Raw genomic sequence first — 19,248 nt, forward strand, 5'->3', positions numbered from 1 at the left:
GTGGACGGCTAGTGCGAATAGGGTTTGCGGTTCGGTTGGCTGTTTGGCCGACTCTCGCGGCGCAAAAAGGCAACGCCTTGTATCCCATCAGGCGTCCCGGCGCTATGCGCGGAACGTTGTTCCGGACGGTCGACAGGCGATGAATGCATCTTACCACCGGAGCGGCGGCGCCGAGAACCCTTCGAAGCATTCGGGCCATTGCCGGGTCGTCCGTCGGCCTGCCTCACCTCGGCGTGCCGTCCTTCACCGTGCCTTCCGTCACTTTGTTTGGCGGCACCATGGTGACGCCCGTCGGCATGTCTTTCGTCAGCACGCCGCCCGTCACCGTGCCGTGCCCCTTGCGGGCGTTGGCCAGGCCGGCCGCCCGGCCGGCCCTGCCGTTGCTGCGACGGGGCGGGGCCGGCATCTCGGCGTCCGGCGTCGGTGCGGTGGTCCTCGCGCGGCAGCGCGACGCGGATCAGCCGTTCGATGTCGCGGAGATAGCTGAGCTCCTCGCCACCTGCGACCAGCGAGATCGCGGTGCCGTCGGCGCCGGCGCGGGCGGTGCGGCCGATGCGGTGGACGTAAGTCTCGGGGACGTTGGGCAGGTCGAAATTGATGACGTGGGTGATGCCGTCGACGTCGATGCCGCGGGCGGCGATGTCGGTCGCAACCAGGGTGCGGATCTCGCCGGAGCGGAACTGGGCGAGCGTCCGTTCGCGATGGTTCTGGGACTTGTTCCCGTGGATGGCGCTCGCGGCAATGCCGGCCTTTTCAAGGGTCTTCACGACCTTGTCGGCGCCGTGCTTGGTGCGGGTGAAGACCAGTGCGCGGTTGATCGGCTCATCCTTCAGGAGCTTGGTCAGGAAGGCGGGCTTGGAAGAGAAATCGACCTGGATGATGCGCTGGTTGATCCGCTCGGCGGTCGAGGAGACCGGGGTCACCGCGACGCGGGCCGGATCGCGCAGCATGGCGTCGGCGAGCTCGGCGATGTCCTTGGGCATGGTGGCCGAGAAGAACAGCGTCTGCCGCTTGATCGGCAGCTTGGCGACGATTTTGCGAATATCGTTGATGAAGCCCATGTCGAGCATGCGGTCGGCTTCGTCGAGCACGAGGAACTCGACGCTTCCGAGCTTCAGCCCGTTGCTCTGCACGAGGTCGAGCAGGCGGCCTGGGGTGGCGACCAGAACGTCGACGCCCTGCATCAAGGCGCGGACCTGGCGGCCCATCGGCACGCCGCCGATGGCGAGGGTCGACGCCAGCCGGAGGTGACGGCCGTAGGCGTTGAAGCTGTCGAGGATCTGACCGGACAGCTCGCGGGTCGGAGAGAGCACGAGTACGCGGCAGGTCTTGGGCTGCGGCTTGATGCGGTTCTCGAGCAGCCGGTGCAGGATCGGCAGCGCGAAAGACGCGGTCTTGCCGGTTCCGGTCTGTGCAATGCCGACGACGTCGCGGCCGGTCAGCGCGGTCGGAATGGTCTGGGCCTGGATCGGGGTGGGGGTGACGTAGTTCTCTTCGCGAAGAGCGCGCGCGATGGGCTCGGCAAGGCCGAAATCCTGAAACGAAGTCAAAAGAGGGGTTCTTTCCATGTCAAAAGCGGGCGCCCGGCGCATTCGGCGCGGCGCGCGCAAAAGGGTGTCGAGAAGACACCTGCGTGTTTGGGGTGTCGGATGGGCTTGGGAGAATGGGGCAAGCCAGAGGCCCGTACGGGGCTTAAGAACACGCGGCTCGCTATGACCCCTTGATTCGCAAGAGGTCTCGGGTGGTCATATGGAACATCGAGGGGGCGCTTTCAAGGCAGGCGGGGCCGAAATAGCGATCGCGGTGCAAAAATAGTGATGCCGGAAATTTAGCCAGAATTGGCGATTTGCTCAGAAATTAACCTGCCTGCCGCTTTCGCATACATTTCGACCGCCTAGAATTTAGCCAGTCTGACTGCGGCGAAACTTCGATTCTGGCCGATTTTATAAGCTATATCAAAGTGTTGATGGGTGCCTAGCCCATGGCATGGTTCTTGCGATTCCGTTAATCGCAGGCGGCCGTGGGGCCGTTTCGCAGCATTTTCACGTCTGCGTCAGGGAGATGAGACACTCATGTTTAGCAAATCCACTCACGATATAGCGGCTTCATTTAGCCGCCGCGGCGTGCTCGCCGCGACCGCCGGACTGGTGCTTGGTCTGGCTTCATTGACTGGCGCGAAGGCCGCGGACGACACCATCAAGGTCGGCGTGCTGCACTCCCTGTCCGGAACCATGGCGATCAGCGAAACCACGCTGAAGGATACCATCCTCTTCCTGATCGATGAGCAGAACAAGAAGGGCGGCGTGCTCGGCAAGAAGCTGGAAGCCGTCGTCGTCGACCCCGCTTCGAACTGGCCGCTGTTCGCCGAAAAGGCGCGCGAGCTGATCACCAAGGACAAGGTCTCGGTCGTGTTCGGGTGCTGGACCTCGGTGTCGCGCAAGTCGGTGCTCCCGGTCTTCAAGGAGCTGAACAGCATTCTGTTCTACCCCGTGCAGTACGAGGGTGAGGAGAGCGAGCGCAACGTGTTCTACACGGGTGCGGCGCCGAACCAGCAGGCGATCCCGGCCGTCGACTATCTGATGAAGGAAGAGAAGGTGAAGCGCTGGGTGCTCGCGGGCACCGACTACGTCTATCCGCGCACGACCAACAAGATCCTGGAAGCCTATCTGAAGTCGAAGGGTGTCGCCCAGGAAGACATCATGATCAACTACACGCCATTCGGTCACTCCGACTGGCAGACGATCGTGGCCGACATCAAGAAGTTCGGCTCGGCCGGCAAGAAAACCGCGGTGGTCTCGACCATCAACGGCGACGCCAACGTTCCCTTCTACAAGGAGCTCGGCAACCAGGGCATCAAGGCAAAGGACATCCCGGTCGTTGCGTTCTCCGTGGGTGAGGAAGAGCTCGCGGGCATCGACACCAAGCCGCTGGTCGGTCATCTCGCCGCCTGGAACTACTTCGAGTCGATCAAGACCAAGGGCGGGTCGAACGAGAAATTCATCAAGGACTGGCAGGCCTACACCAAGAACCCCAAGCGCGTGACCAACGATCCGATGGAAGCGCACGTGATTGGCTTCAACATGTGGGTGAAGGCGGTCGAGAAGGTGAAGTCGACCGATCCAGACAAGGTGATCGACGCGCTTCCCGGCATCGAGGCGCCGAACCTGACCGGCGGCGTGTCGAAGATGCTGCCGAACCACCACATCACCAAGCCGGTGTTCATCGGCGAGATCAAGGCGAACGGCCAGTTCGACGTCGTGTGGAAGACGCCGGGCCTCGTCGCGGGCGACGCCTGGTCGAAGGAGCTGGAAGGTTCCAAGGACCTGATCGGCGACTGGGTCGGCAAGAAGTGCGGCAACTTCAACACCAAGACCAACAAGTGCCTCGGTTCGGGCTCCTGATCCGGATCTGACGTCCGTTGCACGATCGGAGAGGGCGGCGATCCCGCCGCCTTCTCCACTCATTTCTGCCGGGGTCATTCACAGTGCCAGCCCATTTGTCCGCCCGTCTCTGCTCGCTTGCACTCTCGTTGTTTCTGATCGCGTTCGCGCTGCCGGCCTTCGCTGGTCCGTTCGAGGATGCGGTCGCCAAATTCGCCAATGACGATTTTTCCGATACGGAAGAGGCGATCGGCGTCGTCGCGGGCAGCGGCAACCCGTTGGCTTTCCCCATTATCAGCGCGCTCCAGGACGGCCGCCTCATGGCCGATCCCGACAGCAAGAAGGTTTACGTCACCGGCGCCGACGGCAAGTCGATCGACGCCGCGACGGGCGAGGCCGTCGCCAGCGTTCCCGACAGTGCGAGCGCGGTCCGCCTCAACAACCGCCTGCGCCGCAGCGTCGACGCCGCGCTCGGCGGCCTGACGCTTCAGTCGCCGGACGTCGGAACGCGCCTGCAGGCCGCGCAGTCGGTCTTCAAGTCGCATGAGGAGACCGCGCTCGAGGCGGTCGATGCTGCGCTTGCCAAGGAGACCAACAGATCCGTCAAGACCGCGCTCGGCGAGGCCCGCGCCGCGATCCTGCTGTTCAAGTCCGACGCCAGCGAGGTCGAGAAGCTTGAGGCCGTCGCCACCCTCAAGGCACGCGGCGACCAGGACGCGCTGGCGCTGCTCACCGGCATGGGCGACCAGCCGGCGTCGGTAATCAAGGCCGCCGCCGGCGCGATCGGCTCGATCCAGAGCACACTCGCGGTCTGGTCCATGGTGCAGAACGCCTGGTACGGCCTCTCGCTCGGCTCGGTGCTGCTGCTCGCGGCGATCGGGCTCGCCATCACCTTTGGCGTGATGGGCGTCATCAACATGGCCCATGGCGAGATGGTGATGATCGGGGCCTACACCACCTTCGTGGTGCAGGAGGTGATCCGCACCCGCTATCCCGGCCTGTTCGACTATTCGCTGCTGATCGCCGTGCCTCTCGCCTTCCTGGTTGCCGGCGCCATCGGCGTGCTGATCGAGCGCAGCATCATCCGTTTCCTCTACGGCCGGCCGCTGGAGACACTGCTGGCAACCTGGGGCCTGTCGCTCGTGCTGCAGCAGGCGGTGCGAACGATGTTCGGCCCGACCAACCGCGAGGTCGGCAACCCCTCCTGGATGAGCGGCGCGTTCGAGCTCGGCCAGATCACCATCACCTATAACCGGCTCTGGATCCTCGTCTTCACACTCGCCGTGTTCATGATCCTGCTCGCGATGCTGCGCTACACGGCGCTCGGCCTCGAGATGCGCGCAGTGACGCAGAACCGCCGCATGGCGGCCTCGATGGGCATTGCCACCTCGCGTGTCGATGCACTGACCTTCGGCCTCGGTTCGGGCATTGCCGGCATCGCCGGCGTCGCGCTGTCGCAGATCGACAATGTCAGCCCCAATCTTGGCCAGAGTTACATCATCGACAGCTTCATGGTCGTGGTGTTCGGCGGGGTCGGCAATCTCTGGGGCACGCTGGTCGGCGCGTTCACGCTCGGCATCGCCAACAAGTTCCTGGAGCCGGTCGCCGGCGCCGTGCTCGGCAAGATCGCGATCCTGGTCCTCATCATCCTGTTCATTCAAAAGCGGCCGCGCGGCCTGTTCGCGCTCAAGGGCCGTGCGGTGGAAGCATGACCCCTCACATGCTGACGCGATCGCTGGACCGTGGCGCGACGATCTTCCTCGCCGTCGTCGCCGCCTGCGGCATCCTCATCCCGCTCTCGAACCTGCTGCTGCCCGCGGACTCTTTCCTGCAGGTGCCGACCTATCTCGTCGCGCTCTGGGGCAAATATGTCTGCTACGCCATCCTCGCGCTTTCGATCGACCTGATCTGGGGCTATTGCGGCATCCTTTCGCTCGGCCACGGCGCCTTCTTCGCGCTCGGTGGCTACGCCATGGGCATGTACCTGATGCGGCAGATCGGCACCCGCGGCGTTTATGGCAATCCGGTCCTGCCCGATTTCATGGTGTTCCTGAACTGGGAGAAGCTGCCGTGGTACTGGTACGGCTTCGACATGTTCTGGTTCGCCGCGCTGATGGTGCTGGTCGTGCCCGGCCTGCTCGCCTTCTGCTTCGGTTGGCTCGCGTTCCGCTCCCGCGTCACCGGCGTGTACCTGTCGATCATCACACAGGCGATGACCTATGCGCTGCTGCTTGCCTTCTTCCGCAACGACTTCGGCTTTGGCGGCAATAACGGCCTCACCGATTTCAAGGACATTCTGGGCTTCAACGTGCAGGCGGAGGGCACCCGTGCCGCGCTGTTCGCGCTGAGCTGCCTGGCGCTGATTGTGGGCTTCCTGATCTGCCGCGCCATCGTCTCGTCCAAGCTCGGCAAGGTGCTGATCGCGGTGCGTGACGCGGAATCGCGGACGCGCTTTCTCGGCTACCGGGTCGAATCCTACAAGCTGTTCGTGTTCACGGTTTCGGCCTGCATGGCCGGCGTCGCCGGCGCGCTCTACGTGCCGCAGGTCGGAATCATCAATCCGAGCGAGTTCGCTCCGGGTAACTCGATCGAGGCGGTGATCTGGGTCGCGGTCGGCGGCCGCGGCACGCTGGTCGGAGCCGCGCTCGGCGCCGTCGTCGTCAACTATGCAAAAACGTTCTTCACCTCCGGCATGCTGGCGCCGTACTGGCTGTTCATGCTGGGCGCGCTGTTCATCCTGGTGACCCTGCTGCTGCCGAAGGGCATCGTCGGCACCTTCAACGCCTGGTGGGACTCGTCGAAGGAAAAACGCACCGCCGCGACCTCCGTGAGCGCGGCGGCCGAAGACGGCGTCACCGAACCCAAGATGGCGGAGTAGGTGCAATGAACGTCATGGACACCCGCGCGACTTCCGCGATGCTCTATCTGGACGGGGTGCATGTCTCGTTCGACGGCTTCCACGCCATCAACAATCTTTCGTTGACGCTCGAGCCCGGCGAGATGCGCGCCATCATCGGCCCGAACGGCGCCGGAAAGACCACGATGATGGACATCATCACCGGCAAGACCAAGCCCGACGAGGGCACCGTGCTGTTCGACGGCGTCACCGACCTGACCCGGCTCGACGAGACCCGGATCGCCGAGCTCGGCATCGGCCGGAAATTCCAGAAGCCGACCGTGTTCGAGAGCCAGACCGTGCAGGACAACCTGCTGCTCGCGCTCAATGTCGACCACAGCGTCAAGGCCACGCTGTTCTGGCGCGGCAGCAAGGTGGAATCCGAGCGCATTGACAGGGTGCTGGAAACGATCCGCCTCACCGACGCCCGCAACCGCCTCGCCGGCAGTCTCAGCCACGGCCAGAAACAGTGGCTCGAGATCGGCATGCTGCTCGCGCAGGATCCCAAGCTGCTCCTCGTCGACGAGCCTGTCGCCGGCATGACCGACGTCGAGACGCATCTCACGGCCGAGCTGCTCAAGGAGATCAACAAGACCCACACGGTCATGGTGGTCGAGCACGACATGACCTTCGTGCGCGAGCTCGGCGTCAAGGTCACCTGCCTGCACGAAGGCACCGTGCTCGCGGAAGGAACCATCGACCAGGTCTCGTCCAACGAGCGGGTCATCGAAGTCTATCTGGGACGCTGAGCCATGCTTGAGGTCAAGGACATCAACCTGTTCTACGGCGCAGCGCAGGCGCTGCGCGGCGTCTCGATCTCGGCCGAGCCCGGCAAGGTGACTTGCGTGCTCGGGCGTAACGGCGTCGGCAAGACCTCTCTCTTGCGTGCCATGGTCGGGCAGTATCCGATCTCCTCGGGTGCGATCGTGTTCGACGGCAGCGATATCACGGGCCTGAAGCCCTATGAGCGTGCGCGCAAGGGTATCGGTTTCGTGCCGCAGGGCCGCGAGATCTTTCCGCTGCTGACGGTCGAGGAAAATCTCAAGACCGGCTTCGGGCCGCTCAAGCGCGAGGACAAGCATATTCCGGACGACGTGTTCTCGCTGTTTCCGGTGCTGCAATCCATGCTCGGCCGGCGCGGCGGCGACCTCTCCGGCGGCCAGCAGCAGCAGCTCGCCATCGGCCGCGCACTGGTGATGCGGCCGAAGCTGCTCCTGCTGGACGAGCCGACCGAGGGCATCCAGCCCTCGATCATCAAGGACATCGGTCGGGCCATCTCCTACCTGCGCAACCTCGGCAACATCGCCATCGTGCTGGTCGAACAATATCTCGACTTTGCCTGCGAACTCGGCGACAGTTTCGCGGTGATGGATCGCGGCGCGGTGAAGTTCACCTGCGATCGCGCCAACCTGGATCCCGGCGAGATCAGCCGCCAGATGGCGCTGTAAGTCGGGGACCTGTAAGCCAAGAAATCCTGCCGCGACCGGCTGGGGAGACGGATGCGCAGCGACGTTTTAGCGACAACTTCGGTGTTCGAGGCCAACCGCGCCCGCGGCGCTGTCAGGTTCGACGTGCACGCTCGTGACGGTGTGACACGGCGCGGGGCCTTGCACGAATCCGGTTCGCTCCGCGTGCGCTTTCCCTCGCCCGAAGACGAGGGCCTCTCCGGCGTGTTCGTCAACACCGCCGGCGGCGTTGCCGGCGGTGATCGCTTCGACATCGAGATATCGGCGGCGGATGGCTCGCGGCTGACGCTGACCACTGCGGCGGCCGAAAAGGTCTATCGCGCGCCGGGCTCGGCGGCGCAGCTCAACATCGCCCTGAAGGCCGGCGCGGGTGCACATCTCGCCTGGCTGCCTCAGGAGACGATCCTGTTTGATCGCGCCCGGGTTCACCGCCGCTTCGACATCGTGCTCGACGAGAACGCCTCGCTCCTGCTTTGCGAGATCGTCGTGTTCGGCCGCACCGCCATGGGCGAGCGGATGGAGCAGGGCGAATTCGTCGACCGCTGGCGGATGCGCCGCGGCGGCAGGCTGGTCTTCGCCGAAACGGTCAGGCTCGTCGGCGATATCGGCGCCAAGCTCGCGCGATCCGCGGTCGCCAAGGGTGGCGCGGCGATCGGCACGGCTCTGATCGTGCCTGGCGATGAAGCACTGGTCGAGCGCATCCGCGAGGCGTCGGAGTCGTTCTCCGGCGAGGTCGGGATATCCGCCTGGAATGGCTTTGCAATGGCGCGGTTCTGTGCCCAAGATGCGGTGCGTTTGCGCGCCGACATGATGGCCGTGCTGTCGCGCACCGGCGTCGCACTGCCGCGGCTCTGGCTGAATTGAGTGGCTGAATAGACGTGTTGAACGGAAGAGATTTCGCATGAACCTGTCTCCCCGCGAAAAGGACAAGCTTCTGATCTCGATGGCGGCGATCGTGGCGCGCCGCAGGCTGGATCGCGGCGTCAAGCTCAACCATCCCGAGGCGATCGCGATCATCTCCGATTTCATCCTCGAAGGCGCGCGCGACGGCCGCACGGTCGCCGAGCTGATGCAATCCGGCGCGCAGGTCCTGACCCGCGACCAGGTGATGCCGGGGATTCCCGAGATGATCCACGACATCCAGGTCGAGGCGACATTCCCTGACGGGACGAAGCTCGTCACCGTGCACGAGCCGATCCGTTGAAGCGCGAAACTGTATCAACATCGTCATGCCCGGGCTTGTCCCAGGCATCCACGACTTTCAGCCAAGCGGCACCACGTGGATGGCCGGGACGAGCCCGGCCATGACGCACCGGAGCAAGACGAGGTAGCACATGATTCCCGGCGAACTCTTCATCCAGGACGGCGAGATCGAGCTGAATGCCGGCCGCAAGACCGTGACGCTGACGGTCGCCAACACCGGCGACCGCCCGATCCAGGTCGGCTCGCACTACCATTTCTTCGAGACCAATCCCGCGCTGAAGTTCGACCGCAAGAAGGCTCGCGGCATGCGCCTCGACATTGCCGCCGGCACCGCCGTCCGCTTCGAGCCCGGCCAGACCCGCGACGTCCAGCTCGTCGCCATGGCCGGCAAGAAGACGATCTACGGTTTCCGCGGCGACGTCATGGGGAAGCTGTGACACCCGGAGGAACGAGCACGGCGCGGCACGGTTGAGGCGAAAACGGAGGTATTTGCCATGCTGCCTGCCATCCGCCTCGTCTCCGAAGCTGCCGAACTCGCCGCGCGCCGCCACAACGGCATGGCGCGCAAGGGGCGCGGTAATGAGCCTTATATCAATCATCTCGCCGAGGTCGCGAACCTGCTTGCGACCGCGACTGACGGTGCCGACGCCGAGCTCGTCGCTGCCGGCTGGCTGCACGACGCAATCGAGGACACCGACACGACGGCTGAGGAGCTGGCACAGAGATTTTCCACGCGTGTCGCTTCCCTCGTCACCGAGTGCACCGACGATATGAGCCTGCCGAAGGCTGAGCGGCGTCGGCTTCAGGTGCTGGACGCTCCGAAGAAATCCGACGGCGCCAAGCTGATCAAGATCGCCGACAAGATCAGCAACACGGGCGCACGCATTCAAACCGATCCCAGTGCCGAGGAACGCGACGATCTCGCCGACTATGTCGAGTGGGCCACGCAGGTCGTCGCGGGCTGCCGCGGCGGCAATGCGTGGCTCGACGAGAAATTCGACGATGCCGTGAAAGCAGCGAGGGCGCTGCTATGACCCACCAGATATTCCAACGCAAACGGGGCTTGTGATGTCCGTCAAGATGAAGCGTTCCGTCTATGCCGACATGTTCGGCCCGACCACCGGCGACAAGGTGCGGCTGGCCGACACCGATCTCATCATCGAGGTCGAGAAGGATTTCACCACCTACGGCGAGGAGGTGAAGTTCGGCGGCGGCAAGGTGATCCGCGACGGCATGGGGCAATCGCAAGTCACCAACAGGCAGGGGGCGGCCGACACCGTCATCACCAATGCGCTGATCGTCGATCACTGGGGCATCGTGAAGGCCGACGTCGCGATCAAGGACGGCATGATCTCCGGCATCGGCAAGGCCGGCAATCCCGACATCCAGCCGGGCGTCACCATCGTCATCGGCCCCGGCACCGATGTCATCGCGGGTGAAGGAAAAATCCTCACCGCCGGCGGCTTCGACAGCCACATCCATTTCATCTGCCCGCAGCAGATCGAGCACGCGCTGATGAGTGGCGTCACCTCGATGCTGGGCGGCGGCACCGGCCCCTCGCACGGCACCTTCGCCACCACCTGCACGCCCGGCCCGTGGCACATCGCGCGGATGATCCAGTCGTTCGATGCCTTCCCGGTCAATCTCGGCATCTCCGGCAAGGGCAACGCCTCGCGCCCTGCGGCGCTGGTCGAGATGATCAAGGCAGGCGCCTGCGCACTGAAGCTGCACGAGGACTGGGGCACCACGCCGGCCGCAATCGACAATTGCCTGGCGGTCGCCGACGATCACGACATCCAGGTGATGATCCACACCGACACGCTGAATGAATCCGGCTTCGTCGAGGACACGGTCAAGGCGTTCAAGGGCCGCACCATTCATGCCTTCCACACTGAAGGCGCCGGCGGCGGTCACGCCCCTGACATCATCAAGATCGCCGGCCTGAAGAACGTGCTGCCGTCCTCGACCAACCCGACGCGGCCTTTCACCCGCAACACCATCGACGAGCATCTGGACATGCTGATGGTGTGCCACCACCTCGATCCCTCGATCGCGGAAGATCTGGCGTTCGCCGAAAGCCGCATCCGCAAGGAGACGATTGCGGCCGAAGACATCCTGCACGACCTCGGCGCGCTCTCGATGATGTCCTCGGACTCGCAGGCCATGGGCCGCCTCGGCGAGGTCATCATCCGGACCTGGCAGACCGCCGACAAGATGAAGAAGCAGCGCGGCTCGCTGCCGCAGGACAAGGGCAAGGACAACGACAATTTCCGCGTCAAGCGCTACATCGCCAAGTACACGATCAATCCGGCGATCGCACACGGCGTGTCGAAGCTGATCGGCTCGGTGGAGAAGGGCAAGCTGGCCGATCTCGTGCTGTGGTCGCCGGCGTTCTTCGGCGTCAAGCCGGATTGCATCGTCAAGGGAGGCACGATCGTCGCCGCGCCCATGGGCGATCCCAATGCCTCGATCCCGACGCCGCAGCCGGTGCACTACCAGCCGATGTTCGGCGCCTTCGGCAAGGCGCTCACGGCGTCCTCCGTCGTCTTCACCTCGAAGGCTGCCGTCACCGGCGGCCTCGCGCGCAAGCTCGGCATCGACAAGAAGCTCTATGCCGTCCAGAACACCCGCGGCAGGATCTCCAAGAAGAGCATGATTCACAACGATGCCACGCCCAACATCGAGGTCGATCCGGAGACCTACGAGGTGCGCGCCGACGGCGAGCTGCTGACCTGCCCGCCTGCGGAGGTGCTGCCGATGGCGCAGCGGTATTTCATGTACTGAAATAGCGCCTCAACGCATGCCCAGGGAGGGAAGTCTGGCCGCATGTCCGGGGACGGCTTTTTGCGGTTTTGCGTTCGGTCCCGCCTGGTCTAATGTCCCGCCCGGTATCTTAACCTTCAGAAGAAAAGCCGGGAGGATTCTCGTGATCTACGTCGTTGCGACTTTGACCATCAAGCCCGAAACGCGCGCCGAATTCATTGCAGCGGCCACCGCCTGCATCAAGGAGACGCGGAAGGAGCCCGGCAATATCGCCTATGATCTGCATGAAAGCGTCACCGATCCCAGCAAGATGGTGTTCGTCGAGCAGTGGGAGAATGCCGAGGCGCTGGTGCCGCATCGGGGCATGGAGCACATGAAGACGTTCGGCCGCGTCGCGGTGAAGTGCTTCACGGCACCGCCGAGGATCGAAGTGATCACACCCGAGAAGGTCGAGACACGGTAAAGAGGTAGGACGCATGATCCGGGCGACGCAGGTCAGGGGACAGCACCGCTTCACGGAAGCGCCGGCGGATACGGTCGTGCTCGATTTCGACGATCGGCACCGCCGCCGCATGGCGATGACGGGCACGCGGGGGCTCGAATTCCTGCTCGACCTGGAGCATGCCGTCGCGCTGCGCGGCGGCGACGCGCTGGTGCTGGAGGACGGCCGGCTGATCGAAGTGGTCGCGGCGCCCGAGCCGCTGCTCGAGATCCGCGGCCGCGATCCGCACCATCTCATCCGGGTCGGCTGGCATCTCGGCAATCGCCATCTGCCGACGCAGATCATGGCCAAGGCCCTGCGCATCCGTCGCGACCACGTCATCGAGGCCATGGTGAAGGGCCTCGGCGCGCGCGTGATCGAGATCGAGGCGCCGTTCGATCCCGAAGGCGGGGCCTATGCCGATGCCGGCCACGCGCATGGGCACGATGACCATGCGCATCACGACCACGGCCATCATCACCATGATCACGGCCACCACGATCATGATCATGCCGCGCATGATCATGGCCACGGTCACCAACATCACCACGATGAGCACTGCGACCACCCCGACCATCACCACGGCCACAAGCATGCTCATGACCACAAATGAGCCGGTCGGCGCCGGTGCCCTTGCAGAGGGCGAGGTGGCGGCGCTGTACCGGCTGATGACCTGGCTGTCGCCGGCGTTCCCGGTCGGCGGTTTCTCTTATTCCAGCGGCCTCGAATGGGCCGTCGAGGCGGGCGACGTCACCGACACCGCCTCGCTGGCGGATTGGCTCGATGCGATGCTCGGCGACGGCTCCGGCTTTTGTGACGCGACGTTTCTGGTCCACGCCTATCGCGCCGCGGAAGCGGGCGAGACCACCGCTTTGAACGAGATCGCCGAGCTCGCCGCCGCCTTCGTGCCGTCGCGCGAGCGGCAGCTGGAGACGACATCACAGGGCCGCGCGTTCATCGACATCGCTCGCGCCGCGTGGAATGCCGACGGACTGGATGCCGTGATTGCGGTATGCAGCACGCCACTGGTCTATCCGGTCGCCGTCGGTGTCGTCGCCGCGATGCACGCCGTGCCGCTGGCGCCGACGTTGCACGGCTTTCTGCATGCGCTGGTCTCGAACTGGATCTCGGCGGCCAGCCGGCTCATTCCGCTCGGCCAGACGGATAGCCAGCGTGTTCTGGTAAGGCTGGAAGCCGCCGTCGCCGCGACCGCCAATCGTGCACTGGACGCGGCATTGGACGATCTCGGCAGCGCGACGTTCCGGGCCGATCTCGCCAGCATGCGGCACGAGACGCAATATACGCGGCTGTTTCGCTCGTGACCGCCGCGGCCTTAGCCAATCGAGAGAGAGCGAATCACATGTCGAAATCTCACGGCCCCTTGCGTGTCGGCGTCGGCGGCCCGGTCGGGTCGGGCAAGACCGCGCTGATGGACCTGCTCTGCAAGACCATGCGCGAGCGCTATGACATTGCGGCGATCACCAACGACATCTACACCAAATGGGATGCGGAGTTCCTCGTGCGTTCGGGTTCGCTGACGCCGGATCGCATCGCCGGCGTCGAGACCGGCGGTTGCCCGCACACCGCGATCCGCGAGGATGCCTCGATGAACCTCGCCGCGGTCGCGGACATGCGCGCCAAGTTTCCCGGACTTGATCTCGTGCTGATCGAGTCCGGCGGTGACAATCTCGCTGCCACTTTTTCCCCGGAGCTGGCCGACCTCACCATCTACGTCATCGACGTCGCCGCCGGCGACAAGATCCCGTCCAAGGGCGGTCCCGGCATCACCCGGTCCGACCTCCTGGTCATCAACAAGACCGACCTCGCGCCCCATGTGGGCGCCTCCCTGGAGAAGATGGAGACGGACGCCAGGCGCATGCGCGGCGAGCGTCCTTTCGTCATGACCAACCTGAAGAAAAGCGAGGGGCTCGACCGAATCGTCGGCTTCATCGAGACCAAAGGCGGCCTGAAACGGCCGGGCTGACGGGACGCGACCACTTGGCGCGGGCGTTTCTCGCCGTTAACGTTTGGGCAGCGCCGTAGCCGCGCGGAACAAATTTCCGACACGGCGATTAACTACCTCCGGCGCCCCGGGGCAGATCCATCCCTGCCAGTCCATCGGCCGGGCCGATTAAGCTTGTCAGGCGACCCAAGTTGCGTACTGATGCCTCCTCCTCCATTATCTCCGCCACTGGGGTCCACCCTGTTTCGGCAGATGGCCGTTCGAGCGGCGTTCATATGCTCCGTGTTTGTTGCCGACCTCCTGCTTTCGCCTGAGTAATCGCGTGATCAGGCTGGGTTTCATCATCGGCTTCATCGCTTTGCTCGGGGTCTTGCTCTCCGGGCTTGCAGCCTATCGCGTCCATGACCAGGAGCTGGCGCTGGATCGGATCGCGCTCGCGCGCGCGATCGACGTTCATGCGAGCCTGGTTCAGGACCGCCTCACCGAGCGGGAGCTGCTCGCGCGTGTCGCCTCAGGCCTGTTCCGCGCGCCATCCGTGATCAAGCCGAACATGCTGGAGCCGCTGCGCTCGGCGATCTACGCCTTCAAGACCGATTTCGTGGTGGCCGGCTGGATTGCCCGGCTGAAGCCGAACGAGCTCGCGGCGGCGCAGGCCGCCATCGCCGGCGCCGGCTTCCCAGATCCGCAGATTCGTTCCTATGACGACAAGCCGATCAACCCGGCCGAAATCACTCAGCCGATCGACGTGCTGATGGACCTCGAGCCACGCAGCAACGAGACCAAGACGCTGCCCGGCCGCAGCTACGATCAGGATCCCGTTCGCAGCGCCATGCTGACGCGTGCGCGCGCCGAGAAGAGGTCGGTTGCCTCGGACCCGGTGCCGCTGATCCGCGGGAACGGCGCGATCGGCATCATCGTGGCTGCGCCCGTCATTCCCGAGGGAGCAACGGAGCCGGCCGGGTTCGTCACATTCTCCTACGAGCTCGCCACGCTGATGCTGACCAACGACGACATGTCGTTGTTCGCGGTCGCGCTCAGGGATCCGCGCAAGGAAGGCGGCGAGCTGATCGCCAACGAGCAGGGCGTGGTCTCGACGCGCAGGGTTGCGGCGGACGGGCCGGCGCCGTCGGCGACGCGCACGGTGAGCTTCGGTGGCCGCGACTGGCAGCTCAGTTATTATGCGAAAACCAACTCGGCGCGTCGCGCCGAGCAGACCGCCATCATCGTCGCGGCGATCGGCTTCGCGATCACGGCAATGGTGTGCGGCCTGTTCGGCTATGTCGCCTACAACAATCTGCGGCTCAGCCGGGAGATCCAGGTCAGGATCGGGTTCGAGCGCCGGCTGACCGCGGTCATCGACGAGCTCAATCACCGCGTCAAGAACATCCTGGCGGTGATCCAGTCGATCGTGACGCGCACCTTGCGCCACGGCTCGGACATCGACAACGCGCGCGAGCTGCTGATCGGGCGCATCCACGCCATGTCCAACGTGGTCTCGCTGCTGAGCGAGAGCCAGTGGCAGGGCGTCAAGCTGAAGGGCCTGTTCGAGGCGCGAGCCATCCCGCATGCCGACCGCATCGCCGTCACCGGTCCTGATATCGCGGTCAGCGCACGCGCGGCGCAGAGCCTGTCGCTGCTGTTCTTCGAGCTTGCCTCGCATTCCGACGAGGGCCTGTCGCTGGTTGGAAAGCATCCGCACATCACCGCCAACTGGACGGTGACGGGAGAGGACGGCAACGAGGTCTTCCATTTCCGCTGGGAGGAGTTCAACACCAGCGAGGCGACGCGCCGGCCCGATTCCGATTTCGGCCTGATCCTGCTCGACCGCGTCGCGCCCGAGGCGCTAGGGGGCACCGCCAAGCGCTTCTTCACCGACGTCTCCTACGTCTACGAATTGACCGCCCCGATGGAGACGGTGGTCGACATGACCGAGCGCGACCGCACGGACAAGATCTCGGCGCCGGTCAGGCCCGTGCGCAGCTAACCCTTCGGCCGCAACACGAGATCGACGAGGCTGCGCGCGTAAGCCGGCGTGACCGGCGTGATGCCGAAGACGTAGCGATAGAACAGGCTGCCATAGATCGCATCGTAGAGATCCTCAGGAAGCCCCTCAGCCAGAATGCTGCCATCCTGCTGGCCCGCGGCGATCATCTCGACGAGCGCATCGCGGCGGAATTGCAGATAGCGCGCGTAGAACAGCTCCGCCGAGCCGGTCTTCGAGATGCATTCGGAGATGACGGCGAGCTGGACCTTGCCGAACTCGCCCTGGAGCGCTTCGGCATAGGCCGCGGCATGGCGGCGCGCGCGCGCCGCGGGGCTGCCGGAACTCGCCGGCGGCAGCGGCAGCATCTGTGCGGCGTGGTGGAGAAAGGCGTCGATCAAAAGCGCCTCGCGGGACGGCCACCATTTGTAGATCGTCATCTTGGAGACGCCGGAATGGCGCGCGACCGCGTCGATGGTGGTGGCGGCAAGGCCGGTGGAGGCCATCAGCGCATAGGCGCTCTCGAGAATGGCGTTGCTGCTCTCGATTGACCTCGGCCGGCCGCGCCGGGGCGCGCTGTCAGCCTCGTCACCCCCGCCTTTCCCCCTCGCCACGCCCGGTCTCCTCACGCAGACTTTCGGCATAGCGCAGCCATGGCCTTCGGCCTAGCAGAATCGCACGATTTTGCGACTAAGCGCGATGCGATTAGGATGAATCGTCATCGCGCTTTAGGTTGTTGTTTAAGCATGATCTTTTCGGAAAACCGCTGCGCACTTTTCCGGATCATGCTTTAGGCCTGCTGCCTCAGGGCGGCAGGCATGTCCTGCCGCTTCGACCAGGCGACGTAGTAGGCGACGGCGGTCATCGCGGCGAAGCCGATGATGCTCACCACGATCTGCATCGCCACCAGATTGGGGCCGGTGATCAGGATGAGATGGCCTGCAAAGGACAGGAACACGCCGACGCAGAACACGGCAAGCCATTCCTCGCCGCATCGTATGACCGCCTGAAGCGGCCTCAATCGCAGGCCGGGGTGATCGGCTGGAACCAGATGGGTCGCGAGCAAGGCGAGCGCGAGGAAGTGAACCACACGATAAGGCGCGAGGTTTTCCTTGTCGGTCGGCGCGATGCTCTCGAGGAGCAGGCCTGGCAGATAGGCGGACAGTTGCGGCGAATGGCGCAACAGGGTGACCGCCATCGCGAAGACGAGATAGCTCCCTGCGAGTATCCGCAGCCAGGGAAGGTCGCGCAGCGCCCGTCCCGGTGCGCCTGTGACGGCGAACCACCCGCCCAGCACCATCAGCATCTGCCAGCAGAGCGGATTGAAGGTCCACTCCTGGTCGGGAGAGACCCGAAAATTCCACTCGAACCAGCGTGCGGCAAGATACAGCGCGACCGATGCCGCAAGCGTCAGGTTCGGCCGTCGCAGCAGACCCCACAGCGCGAACGGAAAGAAGGCCATCAGAGGAATCATCAGCTGCAGAAGGTCGAGGTTCAGTGGCTCCTCCTGGAGCACGAGACCGCGAATCAGGATGCGCAGCGGGTGCTCGAGAATCCCCGAGATGTTGTATTCATGGATGATCTCCGGCGCCATCGATTGCGAGGCGACATAGGCGATGGCGTCGATATAGATCACAAACAGCACGACATAGGCGGCGTAGAGCCGCCAGACGCGGCGAAAGATCCGCGTTGCCGCGACCAGGTAGCCGCGCTCCAGCGTCATCCTGCCGTGGATGATCGCGACGCCATAACCCACCACGAACACGAACAGGTCCGCCGCGCCGCTGAAGCCGAAGTTGCGCAGCGTCAGCAGGTTGACGACGTTGTTCGGAATGTGGTCGACGAAGACCGACCAGTTGGCGATGCCGAGCGTCAAATACAGCCTGGCGTCGTGATGGAATGCGGCGAGGTTCGCCTTGACGGACGTTTTCATTGAGTAAAATAGCTTTGGGAATCAGGATGATGCTTTTACCGGCAACCTCCTGCCTATCCGAGTAGCATTTGCGTGAATGGGGCCGGTTTGCACCGATTGGCGCAAAATTGCGCCGCGTCGCGTCGATCGCAGCGGATAGACGCGCTCGCAGGATCTACGGCGAAATTTCCTAACCGGCTGACCGCTATTCGGCGGGTTCAGCCGACACTTCGTCGGACGCGCCGGCGCGGCTCGCCAGGATGCCGAGGGCGACGCCGCCGATCGCCAGGATCGGCAACAGCCGCTTCATGCCGATGGCGCGAACGATCTGGAGCCCGGTGGCGAGGAGCATCGGATCCGCAAGCATGCTCTGCGCGGCCGACTTCGCGGCGCGCTCGGCCGCGATCTGGGCACGCTTCTGCACCTCGCGCTTGTAGCCCCAATAGGAGCCTGCCGCCGCCAGGGTCAGCAGGAAGAAGATGCCCGCGCCGGCAAGGCAAGCCTGCACCGGGCCATATGTCTCCAGGACCGAGATGAAGGCGGCGGCACAAAGGAAGCTCGTCGTCACCAACAGCGCGAAGGCCGCACCTGCGGCAAGGGAGGTCAGCCGAACCGTCGTGCCGGTGGATGCACTGATCGCGTCTATGATGCGCTGAAACATGGCCTTGCTCCTCAAATCCCCCACAAGCCGAAACGTCACAAGCTGACATCGGCGGCGCGGCAGCGCCGCCGTCTCAGCATCCGTTCCGCAACCTTACCGGCGCCAGGCGACGCCGATCAGGAAGCCGATGCCGAGCGCCAGTCCGACGGTCGCGAGCGGTCGCTGCGTGATCGCCTCTTCCAGCGTCTCCTCGATCGAGCCGTAGGCGTCTTGCGCAGCTTCCATCATCGCGCTGCCGCGCTCGGACATGTCGTCCATCGCGGAATCCACGTTCTCGCGCGCCTGGCGATAGCCGCGGCGAGCCTGCTTGCCGGTGGAGTTGGCGAAAGTATTGAGCGCGTCGGTGATCTGGTCGGTGAGGGTGGCGATATCGCTTTTCACGGCTGCTACATCCTTCTCGAGGCGTTCTCGGGTGGCTTTGTCGGTCCAGTCTTTCATCCCGGCTTCGGCATTGGGCGTGGACATCGGGAGCTCCAAACTGTTGACGGCTGAGATAGCCGGAGAACGTTTCGTCGTCGGGGAAGTTCCGTCACGGAAACCAG

20 protein-coding genes are annotated in these 19,248 nt (G+C 64.4%); 15 read left to right on the forward strand and 5 right to left on the reverse strand.

The genetic code is table 11. From position 1 onward, the window contains the following. Window positions 1-8: 8 nt before the first annotated feature. Window positions 9-1,592, reverse strand: coding sequence for a DEAD/DEAH box helicase (locus ABIA42_RS38035; protein WP_370115899.1), 1,584 nt, complete (start codon window positions 1,590-1,592; stop codon window positions 9-11). 480 nt (window positions 1,593-2,072) lie between these two features. Between ABIA42_RS38035 and urtA the strand changes: the two genes are divergently transcribed. The 15 genes from urtA to ABIA42_RS38110 all read left to right on the forward strand — a co-directional run bounded on the left by urtA (window position 2,073) and on the right by ABIA42_RS38110 (window position 16,136). Then, window positions 2,073-3,401: an urea ABC transporter substrate-binding protein gene (gene urtA / locus ABIA42_RS38040; RefSeq protein WP_370115898.1), complete on the forward strand. Its 1,329-nt coding sequence runs from the start codon at window positions 2,073-2,075 to the stop codon at window positions 3,399-3,401. 83 nt (window positions 3,402-3,484) lie between these two features. Further along, complete coding sequence (gene urtB / locus ABIA42_RS38045) at window positions 3,485-5,092, forward strand: urea ABC transporter permease subunit UrtB (protein WP_370115897.1); 1,608 nt, start codon at window positions 3,485-3,487, stop codon at window positions 5,090-5,092. Beyond that, on the forward strand, window positions 5,089-6,258 hold the full coding sequence (urtC, locus tag ABIA42_RS38050) for an urea ABC transporter permease subunit UrtC (protein WP_370115895.1): 1,170 nt from the start codon (window positions 5,089-5,091) through the stop codon (window positions 6,256-6,258). Before urtB ends, urtC begins: the two co-directional genes overlap by 4 nt. Before the next feature lie 5 nt (window positions 6,259-6,263). Further along, complete coding sequence (urtD, locus tag ABIA42_RS38055) at window positions 6,264-7,025, forward strand: urea ABC transporter ATP-binding protein UrtD (RefSeq protein ID WP_370115894.1); 762 nt, start codon at window positions 6,264-6,266, stop codon at window positions 7,023-7,025. A 3-nt stretch (window positions 7,026-7,028) separates the two neighbouring features. Beyond that, complete coding sequence (gene urtE / locus ABIA42_RS38060; RefSeq protein ID WP_319328950.1) at window positions 7,029-7,724, forward strand: urea ABC transporter ATP-binding subunit UrtE; 696 nt, start codon at window positions 7,029-7,031, stop codon at window positions 7,722-7,724. Window positions 7,725-7,775: 51 nt separating this feature from the next. After that, window positions 7,776-8,606 carry an urease accessory protein UreD gene (locus ABIA42_RS38065; protein WP_370115892.1) on the forward strand — a complete coding sequence of 277 codons (831 nt, stop codon included), beginning with the start codon at window positions 7,776-7,778 and terminating at the stop codon, window positions 8,604-8,606. A 37-nt stretch (window positions 8,607-8,643) separates the two neighbouring features. Further along, the gene (locus ABIA42_RS38070) at window positions 8,644-8,946 is read left to right on the forward strand and encodes an urease subunit gamma (RefSeq protein WP_007605424.1); all 303 of its coding nucleotides are present in this window, start codon (window positions 8,644-8,646) and stop codon (window positions 8,944-8,946) included. 130 nt (window positions 8,947-9,076) lie between these two features. Beyond that, window positions 9,077-9,382: an urease subunit beta gene (locus tag ABIA42_RS38075; protein WP_026202067.1), complete on the forward strand. Its 306-nt coding sequence runs from the start codon at window positions 9,077-9,079 to the stop codon at window positions 9,380-9,382. Between the two features lie 57 nt (window positions 9,383-9,439). After that, the gene (locus tag ABIA42_RS38080) at window positions 9,440-9,979 is read left to right on the forward strand and encodes an HD domain-containing protein (protein WP_370115891.1); all 540 of its coding nucleotides are present in this window, start codon (window positions 9,440-9,442) and stop codon (window positions 9,977-9,979) included. Window positions 9,980-10,013: 34 nt separating this feature from the next. Next, window positions 10,014-11,729 (forward strand): urease subunit alpha, encoded by a 1,716-nt coding sequence (ureC, locus tag ABIA42_RS38085; RefSeq protein ID WP_370115890.1) that lies wholly within the window; start codon window positions 10,014-10,016, stop codon window positions 11,727-11,729. Window positions 11,730-11,871: 142 nt separating this feature from the next. After that, on the forward strand, window positions 11,872-12,171 hold the full coding sequence (locus ABIA42_RS38090; protein ID WP_028177262.1) for a putative quinol monooxygenase: 300 nt from the start codon (window positions 11,872-11,874) through the stop codon (window positions 12,169-12,171). Between the two features lie 13 nt (window positions 12,172-12,184). Beyond that, on the forward strand, window positions 12,185-12,802 hold the full coding sequence (locus ABIA42_RS38095) for an urease accessory protein UreE (protein WP_271529774.1): 618 nt from the start codon (window positions 12,185-12,187) through the stop codon (window positions 12,800-12,802). Then, window positions 12,783-13,511 (forward strand): urease accessory protein UreF, encoded by a 729-nt coding sequence (locus ABIA42_RS38100; protein WP_370123693.1) that lies wholly within the window; start codon window positions 12,783-12,785, stop codon window positions 13,509-13,511. The genes ABIA42_RS38095 and ABIA42_RS38100 overlap by 20 nt, the downstream gene beginning before the upstream one ends. 38 nt (window positions 13,512-13,549) lie before the next feature. Next, a complete protein-coding gene (ureG, locus tag ABIA42_RS38105) occupies window positions 13,550-14,173 on the forward strand; it encodes an urease accessory protein UreG (protein ID WP_271529773.1) in 624 nt (207 codons plus the stop codon). Window positions 14,174-14,474: 301 nt separating this feature from the next. Continuing rightward, on the forward strand, window positions 14,475-16,136 hold the full coding sequence (locus ABIA42_RS38110) for an HWE histidine kinase domain-containing protein (protein WP_370115888.1): 1,662 nt from the start codon (window positions 14,475-14,477) through the stop codon (window positions 16,134-16,136). On the opposite strand, the gene ABIA42_RS38115 is transcribed toward ABIA42_RS38110, so the two are convergent. The 4 genes from ABIA42_RS38115 to ABIA42_RS38130 form a co-directional block, all read right to left on the reverse strand. Then, on the reverse strand, window positions 16,133-16,777 hold the full coding sequence (locus tag ABIA42_RS38115) for a TetR/AcrR family transcriptional regulator (protein ID WP_271529771.1): 645 nt from the start codon (window positions 16,775-16,777) through the stop codon (window positions 16,133-16,135). The two genes, ABIA42_RS38110 and ABIA42_RS38115, sit on opposite strands and share 4 nt — an antisense overlap. Before the next feature lie 146 nt (window positions 16,778-16,923). Next, window positions 16,924-18,066 (reverse strand): OpgC domain-containing protein, encoded by a 1,143-nt coding sequence (locus ABIA42_RS38120; RefSeq protein ID WP_370115887.1) that lies wholly within the window; start codon window positions 18,064-18,066, stop codon window positions 16,924-16,926. A gap of 184 nt (window positions 18,067-18,250) precedes the next feature. Further along, window positions 18,251-18,706: a hypothetical protein gene (locus ABIA42_RS38125; RefSeq protein ID WP_271529769.1), complete on the reverse strand. Its 456-nt coding sequence runs from the start codon at window positions 18,704-18,706 to the stop codon at window positions 18,251-18,253. A 93-nt stretch (window positions 18,707-18,799) separates the two neighbouring features. Then, window positions 18,800-19,171 (reverse strand): YqjD family protein, encoded by a 372-nt coding sequence (locus tag ABIA42_RS38130; protein ID WP_271529768.1) that lies wholly within the window; start codon window positions 19,169-19,171, stop codon window positions 18,800-18,802. Between the last annotated feature and the right edge of the window lie 77 nt (window positions 19,172-19,248).

Source organism: Bradyrhizobium sp. USDA 327, from assembly GCF_041262065.1.
Lineage (GTDB): Bacteria > Pseudomonadota > Alphaproteobacteria > Rhizobiales > Xanthobacteraceae > Bradyrhizobium > Bradyrhizobium liaoningense.

What these genes read in the sequence shown, in the direction of transcription:
- ABIA42_RS38075 (WP_026202067.1), top strand. Translation starts at nt 9,077, where the DNA reads ATGATTCCCGGCGAACTCTTCATCCAGGACGGCGAGATCGAGCTGAAT.
- ABIA42_RS38100 (WP_370123693.1), top strand. Translation starts at nt 12,783, where the DNA reads ATGCTCATGACCACAAATGAGCCGGTCGGCGCCGGTGCCCTTGCAGAG.
- ABIA42_RS38035 (WP_370115899.1), bottom strand. Translation starts at nt 1,592, where the DNA reads ATGCGCCGGGCGCCCGCTTTTGACATGGAAAGAACCCCTCTTTTGACT.
- ABIA42_RS38130 (WP_271529768.1), bottom strand. Translation starts at nt 19,171, where the DNA reads ATGTCCACGCCCAATGCCGAAGCCGGGATGAAAGACTGGACCGACAAA.
- ABIA42_RS38065 (WP_370115892.1), top strand. Translation starts at nt 7,776, where the DNA reads ATGCGCAGCGACGTTTTAGCGACAACTTCGGTGTTCGAGGCCAACCGC.
- ureC (WP_370115890.1), top strand. Translation starts at nt 10,014, where the DNA reads ATGTCCGTCAAGATGAAGCGTTCCGTCTATGCCGACATGTTCGGCCCG.
- urtE (WP_319328950.1), top strand. Translation starts at nt 7,029, where the DNA reads ATGCTTGAGGTCAAGGACATCAACCTGTTCTACGGCGCAGCGCAGGCG.
- ABIA42_RS38120 (WP_370115887.1), bottom strand. Translation starts at nt 18,066, where the DNA reads ATGAAAACGTCCGTCAAGGCGAACCTCGCCGCATTCCATCACGACGCC.
- ABIA42_RS38125 (WP_271529769.1), bottom strand. Translation starts at nt 18,706, where the DNA reads ATGTTTCAGCGCATCATAGACGCGATCAGTGCATCCACCGGCACGACG.
- ABIA42_RS38080 (WP_370115891.1), top strand. Translation starts at nt 9,440, where the DNA reads ATGCTGCCTGCCATCCGCCTCGTCTCCGAAGCTGCCGAACTCGCCGCG.
- ureG (WP_271529773.1), top strand. Translation starts at nt 13,550, where the DNA reads ATGTCGAAATCTCACGGCCCCTTGCGTGTCGGCGTCGGCGGCCCGGTC.
- urtA (WP_370115898.1), top strand. Translation starts at nt 2,073, where the DNA reads ATGTTTAGCAAATCCACTCACGATATAGCGGCTTCATTTAGCCGCCGC.
- ABIA42_RS38070 (WP_007605424.1), top strand. Translation starts at nt 8,644, where the DNA reads ATGAACCTGTCTCCCCGCGAAAAGGACAAGCTTCTGATCTCGATGGCG.
- ABIA42_RS38095 (WP_271529774.1), top strand. Translation starts at nt 12,185, where the DNA reads ATGATCCGGGCGACGCAGGTCAGGGGACAGCACCGCTTCACGGAAGCG.
- urtD (WP_370115894.1), top strand. Translation starts at nt 6,264, where the DNA reads ATGAACGTCATGGACACCCGCGCGACTTCCGCGATGCTCTATCTGGAC.
- urtC (WP_370115895.1), top strand. Translation starts at nt 5,089, where the DNA reads ATGACCCCTCACATGCTGACGCGATCGCTGGACCGTGGCGCGACGATC.
- ABIA42_RS38115 (WP_271529771.1), bottom strand. Translation starts at nt 16,777, where the DNA reads ATGCCGAAAGTCTGCGTGAGGAGACCGGGCGTGGCGAGGGGGAAAGGC.